Genomic DNA, 17,791 nt, shown 5'->3' on the forward strand with positions numbered 1-17,791 from the left:
TCATCCGGCTGCCGCAACCTTCTCCCCGCCAGCGGGGAGAAGGAGATATGCCGCACCGTCTCCGTCAACCTCAACGCTACGTTTGGCTCGTCCCCTCGCCCCGCTTGCGGGGAGAGGGTTAGGGTGAGGGGCATTGGCACCCTCCGTCATGCTCGGCCTTGAGCCGAGCATCCACGCGGCACTCACCTGCAGCCGTGGCATGGATCCTCGGGTCAAGCCCGAGGATAACGGAGAGTGAGGTAAGCTTCTCGCCAAACTCGCCCATCCAACCAGCAATACTCCGACAGCAAAACTGACCGGTTGATCCGGTTAAGTAAAATGATATTTTTCGGCCTTTCGATAACCCTGGAGTTATGTGAGCGATGATCGACAGCCGCGTCAAGTTTCGCCATCTGCAGACCTTTGTCGAGGTGGCGCGGCAAAAGAGCGTCATGAAGGCAGCCGAATTGCTGCATGTCAGCCAGCCGGCGGTCACCAAGACGATCCGCGAACTGGAACAGGCGCTGGGTGTCGACGTGTTCGAGCGCGATGGCCGCGGTATCAAGATCACCCGCTACGGCGAAGTCTTTCTGCGCCATGCCGGAGCGGCGCTGACGGCGCTGCGCCAGGGTCTCGATTCCGTCTCGCAGGAGCAGTTTTCCGATGCGCCGCCGATCCGGATCGGGGCGCTGCCGACGGTGTCGTCGCGCATCATGCCGCGGGCGATGGAACTCTTCCTCAAAGAGAGGACCTGGAGCCGGGTGAAGATCGTCACCGGCGAGAATGCGGTGCTGCTGGAGCAGCTTCGCGTCGGCGATCTCGATGTTGTCGTCGGACGCTTGGCCGGGGCGGAGAAGATGGCGGGCTTTTCCTTCGAGCATCTCTATTCCGAGCAGGTGGTGTTTGCCGTGCGCGGCGGCCACCCGCTGCTCGACGGCAGGCAATCTTTGTTTTCAGGTCTCGGCGACTACACGGTACTGATGCCGACCCGGGGTTCGATCATCCGGCCGGTGGTCGAAAACTTCCTCATCGCCAACGGCGTCTCCAGCCTGCCGAACCAGATTGAGACGGTGTCGGATGCCTTCGGCCGCGCTTTCCTTCGCTCGAGCGACGCGATCTGGATCATATCCAACGGCGTCGTGGCCGGCGATGTCGCCGACGGGCGGCTGGCGCTTCTGCCGGTCGATACCGGCGAGACCAAAGGGCCGGTCGGGTTGACGATGCGCGCCGATGCCGTGCCGTCGCTGCCGCAATCGATCCTGATGCAGACGATCCGCGAGGCGGCTCTTTAAATTCGCTTGATGAATGCCCAAATTTGAACTATGTCTAATTCAAGACAGGAGGCTTTCATGCAGCAGGCGCGACGGGAGCAACGGGAAGACCAGGGGCCACAGCGGCTGGAAATGGAGCGGTTTGCTCCGGCAAACCGCAAGAGGTTGAGCGCCCCGGCCCTGCGAACCTTTCTGGCGATCGCCGATCTCTGGGGGCTGAGCGAGGAGCAGCGTCTGCTCATGCTCGGTTATCCCTCCCGGTCGACCTACCACAATTGGGCCAAACAGGCGCGCGAGCATGGCGCTTTCACGCTCGATGTCGATACGCTGACCCGCATCTCAGCCGTGCTCGGCATCCATCAGGCGCTCGGCGTGCTTTTTTCCGATGAACACGCCGGCGTCGCCTGGCTACGCACGCCGCACCAGGCGCCGGTTTTCGGCGGCCATCCGCCGCTTGAGATCGTGACCAGCGGGACCCAGGACGGGTTGATGACCGTCCGGCGGTTTCTCGACGGCGCCCGCGGTGGTCTCTACATGCAGCCGAATATGCTCGACGAAGCCTTCACGCCCTACGAAGATACGGACATCGTCTTCCGGTGAGCGATCGTTTTGCAGAGGCGCCGCGTCCGTCATACCGGCTGATCCCGTCGCAATTTCCGCCGATCGGGCTTTTCGAGACGGTGACACGGGCGGCCGATCTCGAAGCCGTGATGGATCTGGCCGGCTGGACCAACGATCGTCTCGTTGCCGACCGCATCCACAGGCTTCCCGAAGATGAATGGGTTTATGGCATGCCGAACGCCAGCATCGTCATGGCGGCATTCCTGCATGTCGCGCCGGGAGGAATGCGGTTCAACGGCCCGGATCTCGGTGCCTGGTACGCCGCCGACCATCTCCACACGGCCGCCGCCGAGGTCGGCCATCATCTCCGGCGTGAAGCTGTCGCGCGCGGTGTGGCGACGATGGCGCGCACCTATCGAAGCTACGCCGCCACCCTGATTGGCGACTATCTCGACATTCGCGGCGAACAGACGCTGCGGCCCGATGTCTATGACGGCACGAGTTATGCAGCGTCGCAGGTCTTGGGCGAAGGGGTGCGTGCGAGTGGCGGCGTCGGCATCCTCTATGACAGCGTTCGGCTGAGAGGCGGCGTCAACGTTGCCGCGCACCGGCCGCGCAATATTCGCGATGTGGTACAGGCCGATCACTTCGAGATCACCGTTTCCGCCACGGACCGGCGCATCGATGTCAGGAAGCTTGCACCCTAGATGACGAGGCGTTCGGCCCATGCCTTTACCGCCTTGGCCATCGTGGCAAGGTGATCGGCGCTGGAAAAACCGGAGATCGTCTTGCGCGGCTTGAGGTCGTGATCGCCGTCCTCGAGCCACAGCATCTCGATCCTGTCGGATAGGTCGTAGCCCGGCACCTCGTCTCGCGTACCGAATTCGTCGCGCGTTCCCTGGCAGATTAAAGCAGGCGTCGTCAGCCCCTTGAGATGGGCGGTGCGCAGCTTCTCCGGCTGGCCGGGTGGATGAAAGGGATAGCCGAGGCAGAGCAGCCCGGCGATCTTTTGCTGACGGTAGAGGTCGTCTGCAACCATGCTGGCGACCCGGCCGCCCATCGACTTGCCGCCGATGATAAGAGGGCCGCTGGCGCCGAGCTCGGTAATGGCCGCATGATATTCGGGATTGAGCGTTTCGGCGCGCGGCGGCGGCTTGCGGCCCCCGGTGCGGCGCGCGGCCATGTAGGCGAATTCGAACCTGACGACACGGAAGCCGACTGCAGCGAGCGCTATCGCCGCCGCCGTCATTGATGCCGAATCCATCGGGGCGCCGGCGCCATGCGCCAGCAGGATGGTGAAGCGCGCATCCTGCGGCCCCTGCAGCAGAAACCTGTCCAGCATCGGCAATCCTCCATCCGTCATCGGAACCATGTCGACGGCCGTGACTTCTTACCTGAAAGGAGACAGACAATGTCGACGAATGACGAAAACGTAAAGCCCGAGCAGCGTCGACCCAAGGATGTCAGCGCCGTTCCCGAGAAGCCGGAGCCCGCCGACGCTGAATCGATGGCGCCACCGACGGTGCAGCCGGCCGGAGCGAGCGACAAAAGCGAACGGCCGGTGGTCAACCCAGTCACCGGAGTGGCGTTTTAGCGATTGCTTCGATTACCGTACAGGCCGTCCCTTGAAACCCCAGCCGGAAGGGTCCATATACCGCTCCTGCCTGAAAAATGGATGCGCGTGGTATCGACGTCGTCGAACCGTTCGCTGTCCGACAGGATAAGGGCGCTCCCCGCAAGGGTCGAGCGCCCTTTTTGCTTTCAGACACAAGGCAGATTGGGGTTCCGCTTTCGTCGTGACGGAGACGATCGGGAACTCCCACCATAATCTATATAGCACTTCGGAATCCCGAAATTGGTTGCGGGATTGAAATCATTACACATTCCTGGCGACCACACCGCGCGAAAACGCGGCGGATTTCGGAATCCCGAAGCGGCGGAATTTCGGGATTCCGAAGTGGGATTTTTATTCCGCGTTTTTTTAGGTGGCGCTGTCGATTTTCGCATCTGCCGTTCGTCATTCCAACGATGTGCTGCCATTTCCTTTGCGGCTCAGCACATTATTTGCGCGTCAGAAAAGACGCGCGGCCAACAAGGAGGAAGGTCATGGATAGTCAGTATCTGGTATCCGCCGCCGTGCTTGCGGCGAGGAACGGTGTTCGGTTCCCCAATGAGAGCGAGGCCTATCGCAGCGCCCGCGACGCGCTGCTCACCGAAGAGATCGAATTGCGCCGTCATATCGAGCGGGTGGCGGTACAGCGCCGGGCACTGCCGCCAGGCGGCGAGGTGACGAAGGAATACCACTTCGAGGGTGCCGACGGACCGATATCCTTTGCCGAACTCTTCGCCGACAAGGACACGCTGATCATCTACAGCTACATGTTCGGCCCGGAGCGTGAGCGCCCATGCCCGATGTGCACCTCGCTGCTGTCGGCCTGGGATGGCGAGGTGCCTGATATCCAGCAGCGCGCTGCACTGGCGGTTGTCGCGCTTTCGCCGATCGGCAGGCTGCTTGCCTTCAAGAAGGAACGCGGCTGGCACCACCTGCCGCTTTATTCCGACATGACGAGGGATTACAGCCGCGACTATCACGCCATCGGCAGGGGCGGCGGCGATGACGCTGCCTTCAACGTTTTCACGCGGCGCGATGGCACTATTCGCCATTTCTGGAGCGGGGAAATGGGCGGAGTGACCGCCGATCCCGGCGAGGATCCGCGCGGCGCGCCTGACCTGATGCCGCTCTGGACGGTGCTCGATTGCACGCCAGAGGGCCGGGCGCCGGATTGGTATCCGAAACTGTCTTACTAAGGGACCGTTTGAAAACGGGCTGGCTGTTCGAGGCAGCCCATGATTCGAGCTTCCGATGCGGACATGAGACGGCCCGGATGGCCGCCGTCAGGAAGAAGAGTAGTCGACACATTGGAGATTGGAAACATGGCGCTCAAGCGAATGGACAACGTCGGAATCGTCGTCGAAGACCTCACAGCGGCGGTTGATTTCTTTCGCGTACTCGGCCTCGAGCTCGAAGGGCGGGCCGAGATCGAAGGAGAATGGGCCGGACGTATCACCGGACTGGGCGATCAGCATGTCGAGATTGCCATGATGCGCACACCGGATGGACACAGCCGGGTCGAACTCTCCCGCTTCCTCGCTCCTGATGTCATCGCAGATCATCGGAACGCGCCGGTCAACGCCTTAGGCTACCTTCGCGTCATGTTCACCGTCGATGATATCGACGAGACGCTTGACAGGCTCCGCGCGTGCGGCGCGCAGCTTGTCGGCGAACTCGTCCAGTATAAGGACGCGTACCGGCTCTGCTATATTCGTGGGCCGGAAGGGATTCTCATCGGCCTTGCCCAAGAACTCAGCTGAGCGCAATAGGCCGACATCTCCAGGCGCCGGCCGCCGTCAGCCGGTGGAGCGGTTTCTCGATGTCTCTGCCCATTCGATGTTGGCGACCGCGGCATCCGGCAGCGGTGGCGGATCGATGTCGTAGATATAGCCGGCGAGCATGTCGGCGGCGCATTCGGCTGCCTTGATCTTCGCCTCGGTTTCCGCGACTGCCTTCGAAATCGCCTCGACGCGGGCGCGGAACATATGGGCGAGGACATCGCGGCCGGAGTGTTTGCCGAGCCGTTCCAGATGCAGCCCGATGCGCGAGGCATGGCGCTCCAGTTCGCTCTTGCTGAACCGCGCCTTACGCAGTTCCTCGGAGAGGCTGTCCTGCATGACGGCGACGGGATCGAAACTTCCAGGTGCGCGCTCGCCGAGCACCGCATCGGTGACGAGCTTCTCGATCATGACAAGCGCCTGCAGCTCGGCGGCATCGGCGAATTCGACGTCGTAGCCGGTATCGTCGTAGACTTTGCGGCGCGCCTGACCTGATGCCGCTCTGGACGGTGCTCGATTGCACTCCAGAGGGCCGGGCGCCGGACTGGTATCCGAAACTGTCTTCCTGAGTTCCGACGGACCCATGGACAGGAACTGGTGAGGGACACCTGTGTCTTGCCAACAAGGCGATATTTTCATTTTAAGCAAAAAAGGGGAGCACCGGTGGCGCTCCCCAGTTGGGGGAGAATGGAGTGCCTCCCCGGGATCAAAGAGGCTGTTAGGCACATGTCGCTAAACCGGTCTGTTCAAACGAAGAGAAGCTTTGCTCCGTTTTCATGATCGAGGAGCCATCTTTTGCGCGAAAGGCCGCTCCCATACCCCGTCAATGAGGCATCGGATCCGATCACCCTATGGCACGGGACGACGATGTTTATGAAGTTCGCTCCATTCGCCGCGCCCACTGCCCGGGTACCGGCCGGATTCCCGACGCGGAGGGCAAGCTCTGCGTAGCTGATCGTTGAACCAGGCGGAATCAGACAAAGTTGCTCCCACACCTTGATCTGAAATGGGGTTCCGCTGGTTTTCACGCGTACGTTTGCAAGGGCGTTGAGGTCACCATCAAAATAGGCCTCCAGGGCTTCGTGGGACGGGCTTCGCTGGTTGATGGCTCGGTTTATCAAGCCATTGATGCCGAAATGGCGGATCAAAAGCTTGTTCATCCGCTCCGACAGATCTTCCCAATCCGCCAGACGAAGTGTCCCGTCTTCCTCACTGAAAAGGATGAGGGTTCCGATAGGTGTGCTCAGATGCTCGGTGAGAAGTGTTACCTTTTTCACAGTGCCGCCATGAGAGTTCGCCGGCATCATGCTTTGATTTCCCGCACATTCGGGAGGAAAATGGTGAGGATGCCGATCGCCGGAAGGAAGGCGCAGATATCGAATACGAAAACTATGCCCTTCCAGTCAGCCAATGCGCCAAGCATCGCCGCGCCGATACCACCAATCCCGAAAATGAATCCGAAGAACAGCCCGGAAACCATTCCAACCCGGCCTGGCATCAGCTCCTGCCCATAGACAACGATCGCCGGAAACGCGGAAGCGAGGACGAAACCTATGATAGCGCTCAAGGCAACTGTCGGGACAAGACCGACGTGTGGAAGAACCAGAGTGAAGGGAAGAACCCCTAGAATGGAAACCCAAATCACCAGTTTCCGGCCGAGCCTGTCGCCGATCGGCCCGCCAGCGATCGTGCCGGCCGCAACCGCCCCGAAGAACACAAACTGGTAAAGCTGTGCATCCCGAGTGCTCAAGCCGAACTTTTCCATCAGGTAGAAGATGTAATAGCTCGTGAAGGCGGCGAGGTAGATGTATTTCGAAAACAGCAGAGCAATCAGCACCGCCATGACGGCCAACACTTTTTTTCGGGAAACGGTCGAGTGTCGAACCACAGCGCCAGCTTTCGGGCGTTCCGCGTGGCCATTCTGTTTGTACCAGCGACCCAGAGCCGTCAGGATAATCATGCCTGCCAACGCAGCCAGAGCGAACCATGCAAGGCCGTCTTGCCCCCGCGGAAGGATTATGAACGCCGCAGCGAGCGGGCCCACAGCTGACCCGAAATTGCCGCCGACCTGAAACAGGGATTGTGCCAGGCCGTGCGAACCACCTGAAGCCAGACGAGCTATCCGGGAGGTTTCCGGATGAAAGATCGATGAGCCAAGCCCCAGCAATACCCCGCCCGCAAGCAGCACCTCGTAACTTGGGGCATAGGCAAGGGTGATGAGGCCTAACATGGAAGATGCCATGCCGACTGGGAGTGAATACGGCATAGGCCGCCGATCTGTATATGCCCCAATGAACGGCTGCAGAATTGACGCCGTCAGGTTGTAGACGAGAGTCAGCATTCCGATTTGCGCGAACGAAAGCGTAAAATTGCTTTGCAAGATCGGGTAAACGGCAGGAAGCAGAGCCTGCATCATGTCATTTAGAAAATGACATAAGCTGGCTGCACCCAGAACCGAGAAGACTGCCGCTTCGGTTTTAATGGGCGGTGACGTAGCAATCGACATTCAACAACCTCGATAGCGAAGAGTGGAGCGGTTGCCCCATCGTGCAGTCCAGTTTAAGGCTCGGTTCGATACCCATCCACCGATGTTGGGCCTCAATGTTACGAAAGTGGGCCATGGCATGCGCAGTCCTCGCATCGATAAGGTTGATCACCTTCCCCGGCCGGTAATCGGGCTGGGCCACGATTACGCCGACGGGTTTTTGATAGAGCCCCACGAACATCGACGCGGCCAGCTTATGAACGCGACCTCAGGCCTCATTGTCCTGACCACACCGGAAGGAAAATGGGTGATGCCGCCGCATCGTGGTATGTGGATCCCAGCGGGCGTGCGGCATAGCGTTCGCGCGGTGGGTCTGGTCCGAATGCAGAGCCTTTATGTCGAAACCGACCGCGCAGACGCTATGCCAGTACACTGCCAGGTTCTTGAGATCACTTCTTTCATGCGGAGTCTGATAGGCGAAGTGACGGGGCTTTCTCTCGATATGGAAGCCGACGGTCGCAGTCAGGCACTGATGGATCTAACGCTATACGAGATGGAACGGCTGCCGAGTCTGCCTTTGTCACTGCCGTTTCCATCGGACGAACGCTTGGCCAAAAAGTGCCGGGAGTTCGTGGGACAGCCAAACATTCATCAGACGACCGATGACTGGAGCAGGGACCTTGGGATGAGCCGGCGTGCCTTCACACGCATTTTCCGACAGCAGACCGGGTTGAGTTTTGTCGGGTGGCGGCAACAGGCCTGTCTTCTTTCAGCTTTGCCACAACTCTCCGCCGGTCAATCCGTGACCTCAGTGGCGATGGAATTGGGATACGAGAACCCGGCCGCGTTTACGATCATGTTTAAACGTGCGTTCGGCAAACCGCCATTGGCATACCTTGGGCTGCGCTGATTTCCGGTCACCCCCGGCCAGATTGCTCCTTCAGCCGGTGGAGCGGCTTCTCGATGTCTCGGCCCATTCGATGTTGGCGACCGCGGCATCCGGCAGCGGCGGCGGGTCGATGTCGTAGATATAGCCGGCGAGCATGTCGGCGGCGCGTTCGGCTGCCTTGATCTTCGCCTCGGTTTCCGCGACCGCCTTGCCGATCGCTTCGATGCGGGCGCGGAACATGTGCGCGAGCACATCTCGGCCGGATTGTTTTTCGAGCCGCTCCAGATGCAGGCCGATGCGCGAGGCGTGGCGTTCCAGCTCGCTCTTGCTGAACCGCGCCTTGCGCAGTTCCTCGGAAAGGCTGTCCTGCATGACGGCGACGGGATCGAAACTTCCGGGCACGCGCTCGTCGAGCACCGCATCGGTGACGAGCTTCTCGATCATGACAAGCGCCTGCAGCTCGGCGGCATCGGCGAATTCGACGTCGTAGCCGGTATCGTCGTAGACTTTGCGCCGGACCGGATCGAGAAGCAGCTCATAGGCTTTCTGCAGATGGGCAAAGGCTTCCGAATCACCGCCTGAATCAGGATGGGCAATTTTTGCATGACGCCGATAGGCGGCCTTCAGCTGCGCCTCGTCCGCATCGCGTTTAACGCCGAGAATATCGTATGGATCCGTCACGCCTGCTCCCTTGCCACCCAGCACGTCGTGGGCGGTCTAGGTCTTCTTCTGCATCAGAAGGGCAAAGTTTAGACCGAAACCAGGAATGACGTCCATGGCCTGAGATGCAGATCGTCGATGCGGATGCTTTGTTTTCGGCCAGATTGTTTAAACTTTTCAGCGTGTTGCGCAAAAATCAGCGTATGGTGACCGAGGCGAGATAAGATCTTGCTTCGCCGTCGATTTCCAGCGCGGTTCCGGCCGCATCCTCAATCAGCAGCGCGTCGCCGGCCGCAAGCGCGCCGGTCTCGCCATGCCACCGGAACGATAGTGCCCCGCGGTGGCAGAGAAACAGGCATGTCGACGACGCCAGCGGCACGGTCCTGGCGCCCGCGAGGTCGATCCTGATCAGCGTGTGGGCAAGCCCGTTTCGGCGCGTCATGACGTTGAGGTCGGTGATCGCTCCGTTCTCGAGCCTGGCATCGACAGGGATATCCGCCGCAAAAGCCAGCGGATCGCTCGCGCTCGTCAGCAGCACCGGCTGGCTGCCTTCGATATCGAGCACCATGCCGTTGCCGTCAAGGATTGCCAGCGTCCGGTCGACGCCGGCAAAGATCGAAAACGGGCCGTCCGCTGCGACCGTTGCCATACTGATGCGCCAGTCGAAATCATTGACCGAAGCGTCAGGCGGAAAGACGGCGATCTCCACCGTCTCTCCCTTGCCGTTCTTCCACGGCATGCGCTTGTGATCGCCGGCGCGCAGGATTTTCATCGAGCTCAGTTCCCGAGAATGCCGGGCAGGCGCAGGCCCTTTTCCTTGGCGCAGTCGAGGGCGATGTCATAGCCCGCGTCGGCGTGGCGCATGACGCCGGTTGCCGGGTCGTTCCAGAGCACCCGCTCGAGACGCTTTGCCGCGTCGTCGGTGCCGTCGGCGCAAATGACGACGCCCGAGTGCTGCGAGAAGCCCATACCGACGCCGCCGCCATGATGCAGCGACACCCAGGTGGCGCCCGACGCCGTGTTGAGCAGGGCATTCAGCAGCGGCCAATCGGAGACAGCGTCGGAGCCGTCCTTCATCGCTTCCGTTTCGCGGTTCGGCGAGGCGACGGAGCCGGAATCGAGGTGATCGCGGCCGATGACGATCGGAGCGGAAAGCTCGCCGCTTCTGACCATTTCATTGAAGGCGAGAGCCAGGCGGTGACGGTCGCCGAGGCCGACCCAGCAGATGCGCGCCGGCAGGCCCTGGAAGGCGATGCGCTCCCTGGCCATGTCGAGCCAGTTGTGCAGGTGGGTATTGCCGGGGGTCAGTTCCCTCACCTTGGCATCGGTCTTGTAGATATCCTCCGGATCGCCGGAAAGGGCGGCCCAGCGGAAGGGGCCGATGCCGCGGCAAAACAGCGGGCGGATATAGGCCGGCACGAAGCCCGGGAAAGCGAAGGCGTTTTCCAAGCCTTCTTCCTTGGCGACCTGGCGGATATTGTTGCCATAGTCGAGTGTCGGAATACCGGCGTCCCAGAAAGCGATCATCGCTTCGACATGTTCACGCATCGAGGCGCGTGCAGCTTTTTCCACGGCCTTCGGATCGCTCTCGCGCTTTGCCTTCCACTCGGCCATCGTCCAGCCTTTCGGCAGGTAACCGTTGATCGGGTCATGGGCGGAGGTCTGGTCGGTGACCATGTCGGGGCGGATGCCGCGGCGGACCATTTCCGGCAGGATTTCGGCGGCATTGCCGAGCAGGCCGACGGATTTGGCTTCGCCTGATTTGGTCCAGCGGTCGATCATCTCGAGCGCTTCGTCGAGCGTCTCGGCCTTGGCGTCGACATAGCGGGTGCGCAGACGGAAATCGATCGAGTCGGGATTGCATTCGACGGCCAGGCAGCAGGCGCCGGCCATGACGGCGGCCAGCGGCTGGGCGCCGCCCATGCCGCCAAGGCCGCCGGTCAGGATCCATTTGCCCTTGAGATTGCCGCCATAATGCTGACGACCGGCCTCGACGAAGGTCTCGTAGGTGCCCTGGACGATGCCCTGCGTGCCGATATAGATCCACGAGCCGGCCGTCATCTGGCCGTACATGGCAAGGCCCTTTTTATCCAGCTCGTTGAAATGATCCCAGGTCGCCCAATGCGGCACCAGGTTGGAATTGGCGATCAGCACCCGCGGCGCGTCTTTGTGGGTGCGGAAGACGCCGACCGGCTTGCCGGATTGAACGAGCAGCGTTTCCTCTTCCGTCAGCGTCTTCAGCGTCGCGACGATGCGGTCGAAATCTTCCCAGGTGCGGGCGGCGCGGCCGATGCCGCCGTAAACGACGAGCTCATTCGGATTTTCCGCAACGTCGGGATCGAGATTGTTCATCAGCATGCGCAGCGGCGCTTCGGTCATCCAGCTCTTGGCATTGAGTTCATTGCCGCGGGGCGCGCGGATTTCGCGGATATTGTGACGTGGATTGGTCATAGCGGTTCCCCTGTCGAGTGATCGTTATCGTTTCAGGTCTGGCGCAATTTGCTCGATGCGCACCAGAATATTTTTGAGATGGACGCGAAGTCTGTCCGCCTTGGCGGTGTCGTAGAAGAAGGGCGGCGTCTCGGTCTGCAGATGCGTCGACTGCGCAAGCTCCATCTGGATCGCATGCACGTCGGCCTCCGGCCGGCCATAATGGCGGGTCGTCCAGCCGCCTTTGAAGCGGCCGTTGAGCACGCTATCGTAGCCTTCGGCGGCTTCGACGACTGTCAGCGTCGCCTGCTCGATGGCGCTGTCGCAGGTCCTGCCCATATCGGTGCCGATGTTGAAATCCGGTAGCTTGCCTTCGAACAGGAAGGGAATGTGAGAGCGGATCGAGTGGCAGTCGTAAAGGATCGCCACGCCATGGATTGCCCTGACGCGCTCGATCTCGGCGGCAAGGGCGGCGTGATAGGGCGCATGAAAATCCCGCAGCCGCGCGGCGATGTCGGCTGCATCGGGCGCCTGACCGTCCTTCCAGATCGCCTTGCCGTCGAAGTCCGTCTCGGGAATGAGGCCGGTGGTGTTCTGGCCGGGGTAGAGGCTGACGCCGGCAGGATCGCGGTTGGCGTCGATGACGTAGCGGTGGAAGGTGGCGCGCACCACCGTCACATCGTAGAGCAGCCCGTCATAGAGCTGGTGGATGTGCCAGTCGGTATCGGCGAGGATCCGACCGTTGTCGTTGAGGCGATCTGCAATCTCCGCCGGCACGTCGGTGCCGGTGTGGGGGAAGGCGAGGATGACGGGGGAGGTGCCCCGATGGATTTCGAAGACAGGGGCGCTCATGGGCAAAGCGCTCCGGCGTTGGGGGCGTTACCCCCCTCTGTCCTGCCGGACATCTCCCCCACAAGGGGGGAGATCAGCTGGGGGAACCCGCTCATTCCAACACGAATTGTTTGGCGAGATTCTACCCGCGAGTCGATCTCCCCCCTTGTGGGGGAGATGCCCGGCAGGGCAGAGGGGGGTGCCAAGCGCACATCCATCACGATCAACCCTCCAGAACCGGCAGAATGCCCGATGAAACAGCGCCGTTCAGCGCACCCGTCGCCACCAGTTCGGCGGCGGCAGCGAGGTCATTGGCCATGTAGCGGTCACTATCGAGGCTTGGAACTTTAGCGCGGATCGCGGCGATCGCTTTCAAAAGCTCGGGGCTGGTCGCCAGCGGTGCTCGCAGTTCGACGCCTTGCGCGGCGGTCAGCGCTTCGATGCCGATGATGGCGAACAGATTTTCGGTCATGCCGAGCAGACGGCGGGCGCCGTGGCAGGCCATCGAGACATGGTCTTCCTGGTTGGCCGAGGTCGGGGTCGAATCGACCGAGGCCGGGTGCGACATCTGCTTGTTCTCCGACATCAGCGCCGCCGAGGTAACCTCGGCAATCATCAGCCCGGAGTTCAGGCCAGGCTTCTTGGCGAGGAAGGCCGGCAGACCGTAGGAGAGGGTGGGGTCGACCAGCAGCGCGATGCGGCGCTGCGAAATCGCGCCGATCTCGCAGACGGCCAGCGCGATCTGGTCGGCGGCGAAGGCGACGGGTTCGGCGTGGAAATTGCCGCCAGAGACGATAGAATTGTCGGACAGGACCAGCGGGTTGTCGGTGACTGCGTTGGCTTCGATTTCCAAGGTGCGGGCGACCGAGCGCAGCAGATCGAGGCAGGCGCCGTCGACCTGCGGCTGGCAGCGGATGCAATAGGGATCCTGCACGCGCTCGTCGCCCTCGATATGGCTCTGGCGAATGACGGAGTTTTCGAGCAGGGCGCGAAGCGACGATGCCGTGTCGATCTGGCCCTTGTGGCCGCGCAATGTGTGGATATCCGGATGGAAGGGTGCCGAAGAGCCCATGGCGGCGTCGGTGGACATGGCGCCGGTGATCAGCGCCGTCTGCGCGGCGCGATGGGCGCGGAAGAGGCCGGCCAGTGCCAGCGCCGTCGAGGTCTGGGTGCCATTGATCAGCGCCAGGCCTTCCTTGGCGGCGAGCACCACCGGTTTCAGTCCAGCCCGTTCCAGGGCTTCCCGACCCGAGAGGCGTTCGCCGGCGAAAAAGGCTTCGGCCTCGCCCATCATCACCGCCGCCATATGAGCGAGCGGTGCAAGGTCGCCGGAGGCGCCGACACTACCCTTTTCTGGGATCAGCGGGATAACGCCCGTATCAAGCATGCCCTCGATCAGCCGCACCAGCTCCAGCCGCACGCCGGAGGCGCCGCGCCCGAGCGAGACCAGCTTCAACGCCATGATCAGCCGGACGATATTGTCAGGCAGCGGCGCGCCGACGCCGCAGCAATGCGACAGGATCAGATTACGCTGCAGCGTCGCGACATCGGCGCTGTCGATCTTGATCGAGGCGAGTTTGCCGAAGCCGGTATTGATGCCGTAGACAGGCGCATTGCCGGCGGCGATCTCGGCGATCCGAGCGGCGGCCTTGGCGATGCCGGCATCGAAGCCGGGATCGAGCCTTGCCGGCTCGCCGGTCCAATAGATGATTTCCAAATCCCTGAGGGAGACGGAACCTGGGTGGAGCGTAATGGTCATCGACCGTTCCTTTCGCCCTTGAAGACGCGTGCGTGAAGCGGATTGAAGCCGATGCGGTAGACGAGCTCGGCCAGGCTTTCGATATTCCAGACGGCAAGGTCGGCGGATTTGCCGGGCTCGAGCGTTCCGGTCTCGCCGATCAGGCCGAGCGCGCGGGCACCTTCGCGGGTGGCGCCGGCGATGCATTCTTCGACGGTGAGGCCGAACAGCGTCGCCGACATATTCATGGTCAGCAGCATCGAGGTCAGCGGCGAGGTGCCGGGATTGCAATCGGTGGCGATCGCGATCGGCACGCCGGCCCGGCGCAACGCCTCCACCGGCGGCTTCTGCTTCTCGTGGATGGCGTAGAAGGCGCCGGGCAGCAGCACGGCGACGGTGCCGGCAGCGGCCATCGCGGCAATGCCATCATCGTCGAGATATTCGAGGTGATCGGCCGAAAGCGCGCCGTAAGACGCGGCGAGCTTGGCGCCACCGAGATTGGAGAGCTGCTCGGCATGCAGCTTGACCGGCAGGCCAAGTGCCTTCGCCTTGTCGAAAACCCGGGCGATCTCGGCCGTCGAGAAGGCAATGCCTTCGCAGAAGCCGTCGACTGCATCGGCAAGGCCGAGGTTGAACATGTCGTCGAGGCCGGGCAGCACGACATCATCGAGATAATCGCCGTTGCGACCCTTGTATTCCACCGGCGTCGCATGGGCGCCGAGGTAGCTGGTGGCGACGCGGACCGGCCTGACATGACCGAGCAGGCGGGCACTTTGCAGCATCTTCACTTCGCCGGATCGGTTCAGCCCATAGCCGGATTTGATCTCGATCGTCGTCACGCCTTCGGCAAGCAGCGTATCGAGCCGCGGCAGGGCTCCGCTGACGAGTTCTTCGACCGAGAGCGCATTGGTTGCCGTCACCGAGGAGACGATGCCGCCGCCGGCACGCGCAATCTCCTCATAGGTTGCACCTTGAAGGCGCATCTCGAACTCGCGGGCGCGGTTGCCGCCGTGGACGATATGGGTGTGGCAGTCGACGAGGCCGGGCGTGACCCAGCGGCCTTCGAGATCGACGATGTCGGAGCGTTCAATGGCGGAAGCCGGCAGCTCGCTTTCGGCGCCGGCAAAGGTGATGCGGCCGTTTTCGGTGAGCACTGCGCCCTTTTCGACGATACCGAGCCCGTCCTCAGACGCAAGCGTGGCCAGGCGCGCATTGCGCCACAGCACCGGCCGAACGTCTGGGGATGAGGTACCTTCAGAAAAATTGTTCCCGGTCATCAGCTTTGCGCCTTTCCTTATGTCGAAACATGTATATACATAATAAGCAGGTGACAAGAGAAATTTTGCGCGCTTTTCTGGAAAAGAAAGAGCAACGGCGCGGTAAGAGGAGAGGGACGGTCATGACCATACTTCACGCAGGCACGGCGCTGACGCCGCAAGGCTGGCAGAAGGACGTGCGGCTGACGCTCGAAGCCGGACGCATCGCCAGGGTCGAGGCCGGCGTCTCGCCTCAGCCCGGCGACGAACGCCATGCTTTTGTCGTTGCGGCCATGGGAAACTTGCACAGCCATGCCTTCCAGCGGGCGATGGCCGGCCTTGCCGAAGTGCGCGGCCCGGCCAATGACAGCTTCTGGAGCTGGCGCACGGTCATGTACAAGTTCGCCCTGGCGATGACGCCGGATCACGTCGAAGCCGTTGCCGCCAAGCTCTATGCCGAAATGCTGGAGGCCGGATTTTCCCGCGTCGGCGAATTCCACTATCTCCATCACGATAGGGATGGCGGCGCTTACGCCAATATTGCCGAGCTTGCCGAACGCATCGGTGCGGCGAGCGAAGAGACCGGCCTCGGCCTGACGCTGCTGCCGGTGTTCTATGCCCATTCCGGCTTTGGCGGTGCTGCGCCGATCGATGGCCAGCGGCGTTTCATCAATTCGCTCGAAAGCTTCGAAAGGCTGATGGAGGGATGCCGGGCGGTAACCAGCCGGCTCGACGGCGCCGAACTCGGCCTGGCGCCGCACAGCCTGCGTGCCGCAACCCCCGACGAGTTGGCAAGGCTGGTGTCGATGGCCGGCGACGGCCCGATCCACATCCATGTCGCCGAGCAGCTCAAGGAGGTCGAAGACTGCATCGCCTGGTCCGGCGCGCGGCCGGTGGAATGGCTGCTCGATCATGCGCCGGTGGATGAGCGCTGGTGCTTGATCCACGCGACGCACATGACCGACGACGAAACGCGGCGGATGGCGAAAAGCGGGGCGATTGCCGGCCTCTGCCCGATCACCGAAGCCAATCTCGGTGACGGCGCCTTTGCCGCGCCGCTCTTCCTCGAAGAGGGCGGGCGTTACGGCATCGGCTCGGATTCCAACGTGCTGATCTCGGTATCGGAAGAACTGCGCCAGCTCGAATATTCGCAGCGCCTGCCGCTGCGCGCCCGCAATGTCGTTGCAGCACCCGGTGGTTCGACGGCGCTTTGCCTGTTCACCCAGGCGCTTGCCGGCGGCGGTGCCGCTTTGAAGGCGCCGGCGGGTCTCGTCGAAGGCCATCACGCCGATATCGTTTCGCTCGATACATCAGCCGTTCCCTATCTCTCCGACGACCAGATCCTCGATCACTGGCTGTTTGCCGGCGGCATTTCCGTCGATTGCGTCTGGGCGCGCGGCCGCAAGCAGGTGGAGGGTGGTCGCCATCTCAAACGTGACGCCATCGACCGGCGTTTCCTCGCCGCGATGGGCGAATTGCTGGCTGTCTGAAAAAGCGCTTTTCATGAGCAAGCATTCGAACTAGAGCGGGAGAACAATCGGAACGTGGCGATGAATCAACGCAGGGATCCCACCTTGCATCAGCGCATCCTCGGCGACATCGAGGGCCGTATCGTCTCGGGCGAATGGCCGCCGGGGCATCGCATCCCCTTCGAGGTCGATCTCGCCACCCAGTACGACGTCTCGCGCATGACGGTGAACAAGGTGCTGACCCAGCTCGCCAAGGCTGGCCTCATCGAGCGCCGCAAGAAATCCGGCAGCTTCGTCACCCAGCCGCAGGCGCAATCGGCCGTCCTCGAAATCCACGACATCAAGGCCGAGGTGCAGTCGCTGAACCTGCCCTATTCCTATGCTGTTTCGAAGAAGACCAGCCGTAAGGCCAAGGCGGACGACAGCCGCCGGCTGGAACTGCCGGTGGCGTCCTCGGTCGTCGAGGTGGTCTGCATCCACAATGCCGGCGCGCGGCCCTTCTGCCTGGAGGAGCGGCTGATCAGCCTGGCGACTGTCCCGGAAGCCGCCGATGCCGATTTCCTGACGATGGCGCCGGGTCCCTGGCTGCTCAACCAGGTGCCGTGGAGCACGGCCGAACACCGGATCCACGCCGTCTCGGCCAATGCCGAAGTGGCAGCAGTTCTCGACATCGCCCGCAACGCCGCCTGCCTCGTCGTCGAACGCCGCACCTGGAGCGGCGCCGGCCCGGTAACGCATGTGCGCTTTACCTATCCCGGCGATCGTCACGCGCTGGTGGCGCGTTTCACCCCGGCATCACAATAACGCCATGTTCCATATACAACATGGCGAG

General features: G+C 62.1%; 18 protein-coding genes and 2 pseudogenes. 10 read left to right on the top strand and 10 right to left on the bottom strand.

The annotated features are described in order from the left end of the window. Positions 1-362 precede the first annotated feature (362 nt). From pcaQ to RCCGE510_RS03920, 3 genes are read left to right on the top strand one after another with little or no spacing between them, the layout of a single operon-like run. Entirely contained in the window at positions 363-1,271 is a 909-nt protein-coding gene (gene pcaQ / locus RCCGE510_RS03910; protein WP_007627341.1) for a pca operon transcription factor PcaQ, read from the top strand. A 57-nt stretch (positions 1,272-1,328) separates the two neighbouring features. Further along, positions 1,329-1,850: an MbcA/ParS/Xre antitoxin family protein gene (locus tag RCCGE510_RS03915; protein WP_037077710.1), complete on the top strand. Its 522-nt coding sequence runs from the start codon at positions 1,329-1,331 to the stop codon at positions 1,848-1,850. After that, positions 1,847-2,518: an RES family NAD+ phosphorylase gene (locus tag RCCGE510_RS03920; protein ID WP_007627345.1), complete on the top strand. Its 672-nt coding sequence runs from the start codon at positions 1,847-1,849 to the stop codon at positions 2,516-2,518. Before RCCGE510_RS03915 ends, RCCGE510_RS03920 begins: the two co-directional genes overlap by 4 nt. On the opposite strand, the gene RCCGE510_RS03925 is transcribed toward RCCGE510_RS03920, so the two are convergent. Next, on the bottom strand, positions 2,515-3,153 hold the full coding sequence (locus tag RCCGE510_RS03925) for an alpha/beta fold hydrolase (protein WP_007627347.1): 639 nt from the start codon (positions 3,151-3,153) through the stop codon (positions 2,515-2,517). The genes RCCGE510_RS03920 and RCCGE510_RS03925 overlap by 4 nt on opposite strands. 69 nt (positions 3,154-3,222) lie before the next feature. Here RCCGE510_RS03925 and RCCGE510_RS03930 point away from each other — a divergent pair, with 69 nt between their 5' ends. The 3 genes from RCCGE510_RS03930 (at position 3,223) to RCCGE510_RS03940 (ending at position 5,183) form a co-directional block, all read left to right on the top strand. Then, positions 3,223-3,405 (top strand): hypothetical protein, encoded by a 183-nt coding sequence (locus RCCGE510_RS03930; protein WP_007627349.1) that lies wholly within the window; start codon positions 3,223-3,225, stop codon positions 3,403-3,405. Positions 3,406-3,917: 512 nt separating this feature from the next. Then, positions 3,918-4,619, top strand: coding sequence for a DUF899 family protein (locus RCCGE510_RS03935; RefSeq protein WP_007627352.1), 702 nt, complete (start codon positions 3,918-3,920; stop codon positions 4,617-4,619). Between the two features lie 126 nt (positions 4,620-4,745). Next, on the top strand, positions 4,746-5,183 hold the full coding sequence (locus RCCGE510_RS03940; protein ID WP_007627354.1) for a VOC family protein: 438 nt from the start codon (positions 4,746-4,748) through the stop codon (positions 5,181-5,183). 36 nt (positions 5,184-5,219) lie between these two features. On the opposite strand, the pseudogene RCCGE510_RS03945 reads toward RCCGE510_RS03940, so the two are convergent. Next, a pseudogene (locus RCCGE510_RS03945) lies at positions 5,220-5,684 on the bottom strand (J domain-containing protein); the annotation flags it as partial. Between RCCGE510_RS03945 and RCCGE510_RS34645 the strand changes: the two are divergent. Further along, positions 5,681-5,770: pseudogene (locus RCCGE510_RS34645) on the top strand (DUF899 domain-containing protein); the annotation flags it as partial. The pseudogenes RCCGE510_RS03945 and RCCGE510_RS34645 sit on opposite strands and share 4 nt — an antisense overlap. A 177-nt stretch (positions 5,771-5,947) precedes the next feature. Here RCCGE510_RS34645 and RCCGE510_RS03950 read toward each other — a convergent pair. After that, positions 5,948-6,508 (bottom strand): methylated-DNA--[protein]-cysteine S-methyltransferase, encoded by a 561-nt coding sequence (locus tag RCCGE510_RS03950; RefSeq protein WP_007627366.1) that lies wholly within the window; start codon positions 6,506-6,508, stop codon positions 5,948-5,950. Further along, positions 6,505-7,707, bottom strand: coding sequence for an MFS transporter (locus RCCGE510_RS03955; RefSeq protein ID WP_037077712.1), 1,203 nt, complete (start codon positions 7,705-7,707; stop codon positions 6,505-6,507). The genes RCCGE510_RS03950 and RCCGE510_RS03955 overlap by 4 nt, the downstream gene beginning before the upstream one ends. A 118-nt stretch (positions 7,708-7,825) precedes the next feature. Between RCCGE510_RS03955 and RCCGE510_RS03965 the strand changes: the two genes are divergently transcribed. Next, positions 7,826-8,596 (top strand): helix-turn-helix transcriptional regulator, encoded by a 771-nt coding sequence (locus tag RCCGE510_RS03965; protein ID WP_037077749.1) that lies wholly within the window; start codon positions 7,826-7,828, stop codon positions 8,594-8,596. 30 nt (positions 8,597-8,626) lie between these two features. On the opposite strand, the gene RCCGE510_RS03970 is transcribed toward RCCGE510_RS03965, so the two are convergent. From RCCGE510_RS03970 to hutI, 6 genes are all read right to left on the bottom strand, one after another. Continuing rightward, a complete protein-coding gene (locus RCCGE510_RS03970) occupies positions 8,627-9,256 on the bottom strand; it encodes a DnaJ domain-containing protein (RefSeq protein ID WP_007627370.1) in 630 nt (209 codons plus the stop codon). Between the two features lie 175 nt (positions 9,257-9,431). After that, positions 9,432-10,007, bottom strand: a complete 576-nt coding sequence (locus tag RCCGE510_RS03975) for a HutD family protein (protein ID WP_007627371.1) — start codon at positions 10,005-10,007, stop codon at positions 9,432-9,434. 5 nt (positions 10,008-10,012) lie between these two features. Beyond that, positions 10,013-11,686: a urocanate hydratase gene (hutU, locus tag RCCGE510_RS03980; RefSeq protein WP_007627377.1), complete on the bottom strand. Its 1,674-nt coding sequence runs from the start codon at positions 11,684-11,686 to the stop codon at positions 10,013-10,015. Between the two features lie 24 nt (positions 11,687-11,710). After that, positions 11,711-12,517: an N-formylglutamate deformylase gene (hutG, locus tag RCCGE510_RS03985; protein ID WP_007627378.1), complete on the bottom strand. Its 807-nt coding sequence runs from the start codon at positions 12,515-12,517 to the stop codon at positions 11,711-11,713. A 202-nt stretch (positions 12,518-12,719) separates the two neighbouring features. Next, positions 12,720-14,255, bottom strand: a complete 1,536-nt coding sequence (gene hutH, locus RCCGE510_RS03990; protein ID WP_007627381.1) for a histidine ammonia-lyase — start codon at positions 14,253-14,255, stop codon at positions 12,720-12,722. Continuing rightward, entirely contained in the window at positions 14,252-15,511 is a 1,260-nt protein-coding gene (hutI, locus tag RCCGE510_RS03995) for an imidazolonepropionase (RefSeq protein WP_037077714.1), read from the bottom strand. The genes hutH and hutI overlap by 4 nt, the downstream gene beginning before the upstream one ends. Positions 15,512-15,633: 122 nt before the next feature. Between hutI and RCCGE510_RS04000 the strand changes: the two genes are divergently transcribed. Further along, a complete protein-coding gene (locus RCCGE510_RS04000; protein ID WP_007627383.1) occupies positions 15,634-16,980 on the top strand; it encodes a formimidoylglutamate deiminase in 1,347 nt (448 codons plus the stop codon). 60 nt (positions 16,981-17,040) lie between these two features. Continuing rightward, positions 17,041-17,763 (top strand): histidine utilization repressor, encoded by a 723-nt coding sequence (hutC, locus tag RCCGE510_RS04005; protein WP_007627384.1) that lies wholly within the window; start codon positions 17,041-17,043, stop codon positions 17,761-17,763. Positions 17,764-17,791: the final 28 nt, after the last annotated feature.

The sequence above is a fragment of the Rhizobium sp. CCGE 510 genome (assembly GCF_000292525.1).
Lineage (GTDB): Bacteria > Pseudomonadota > Alphaproteobacteria > Rhizobiales > Rhizobiaceae > Rhizobium.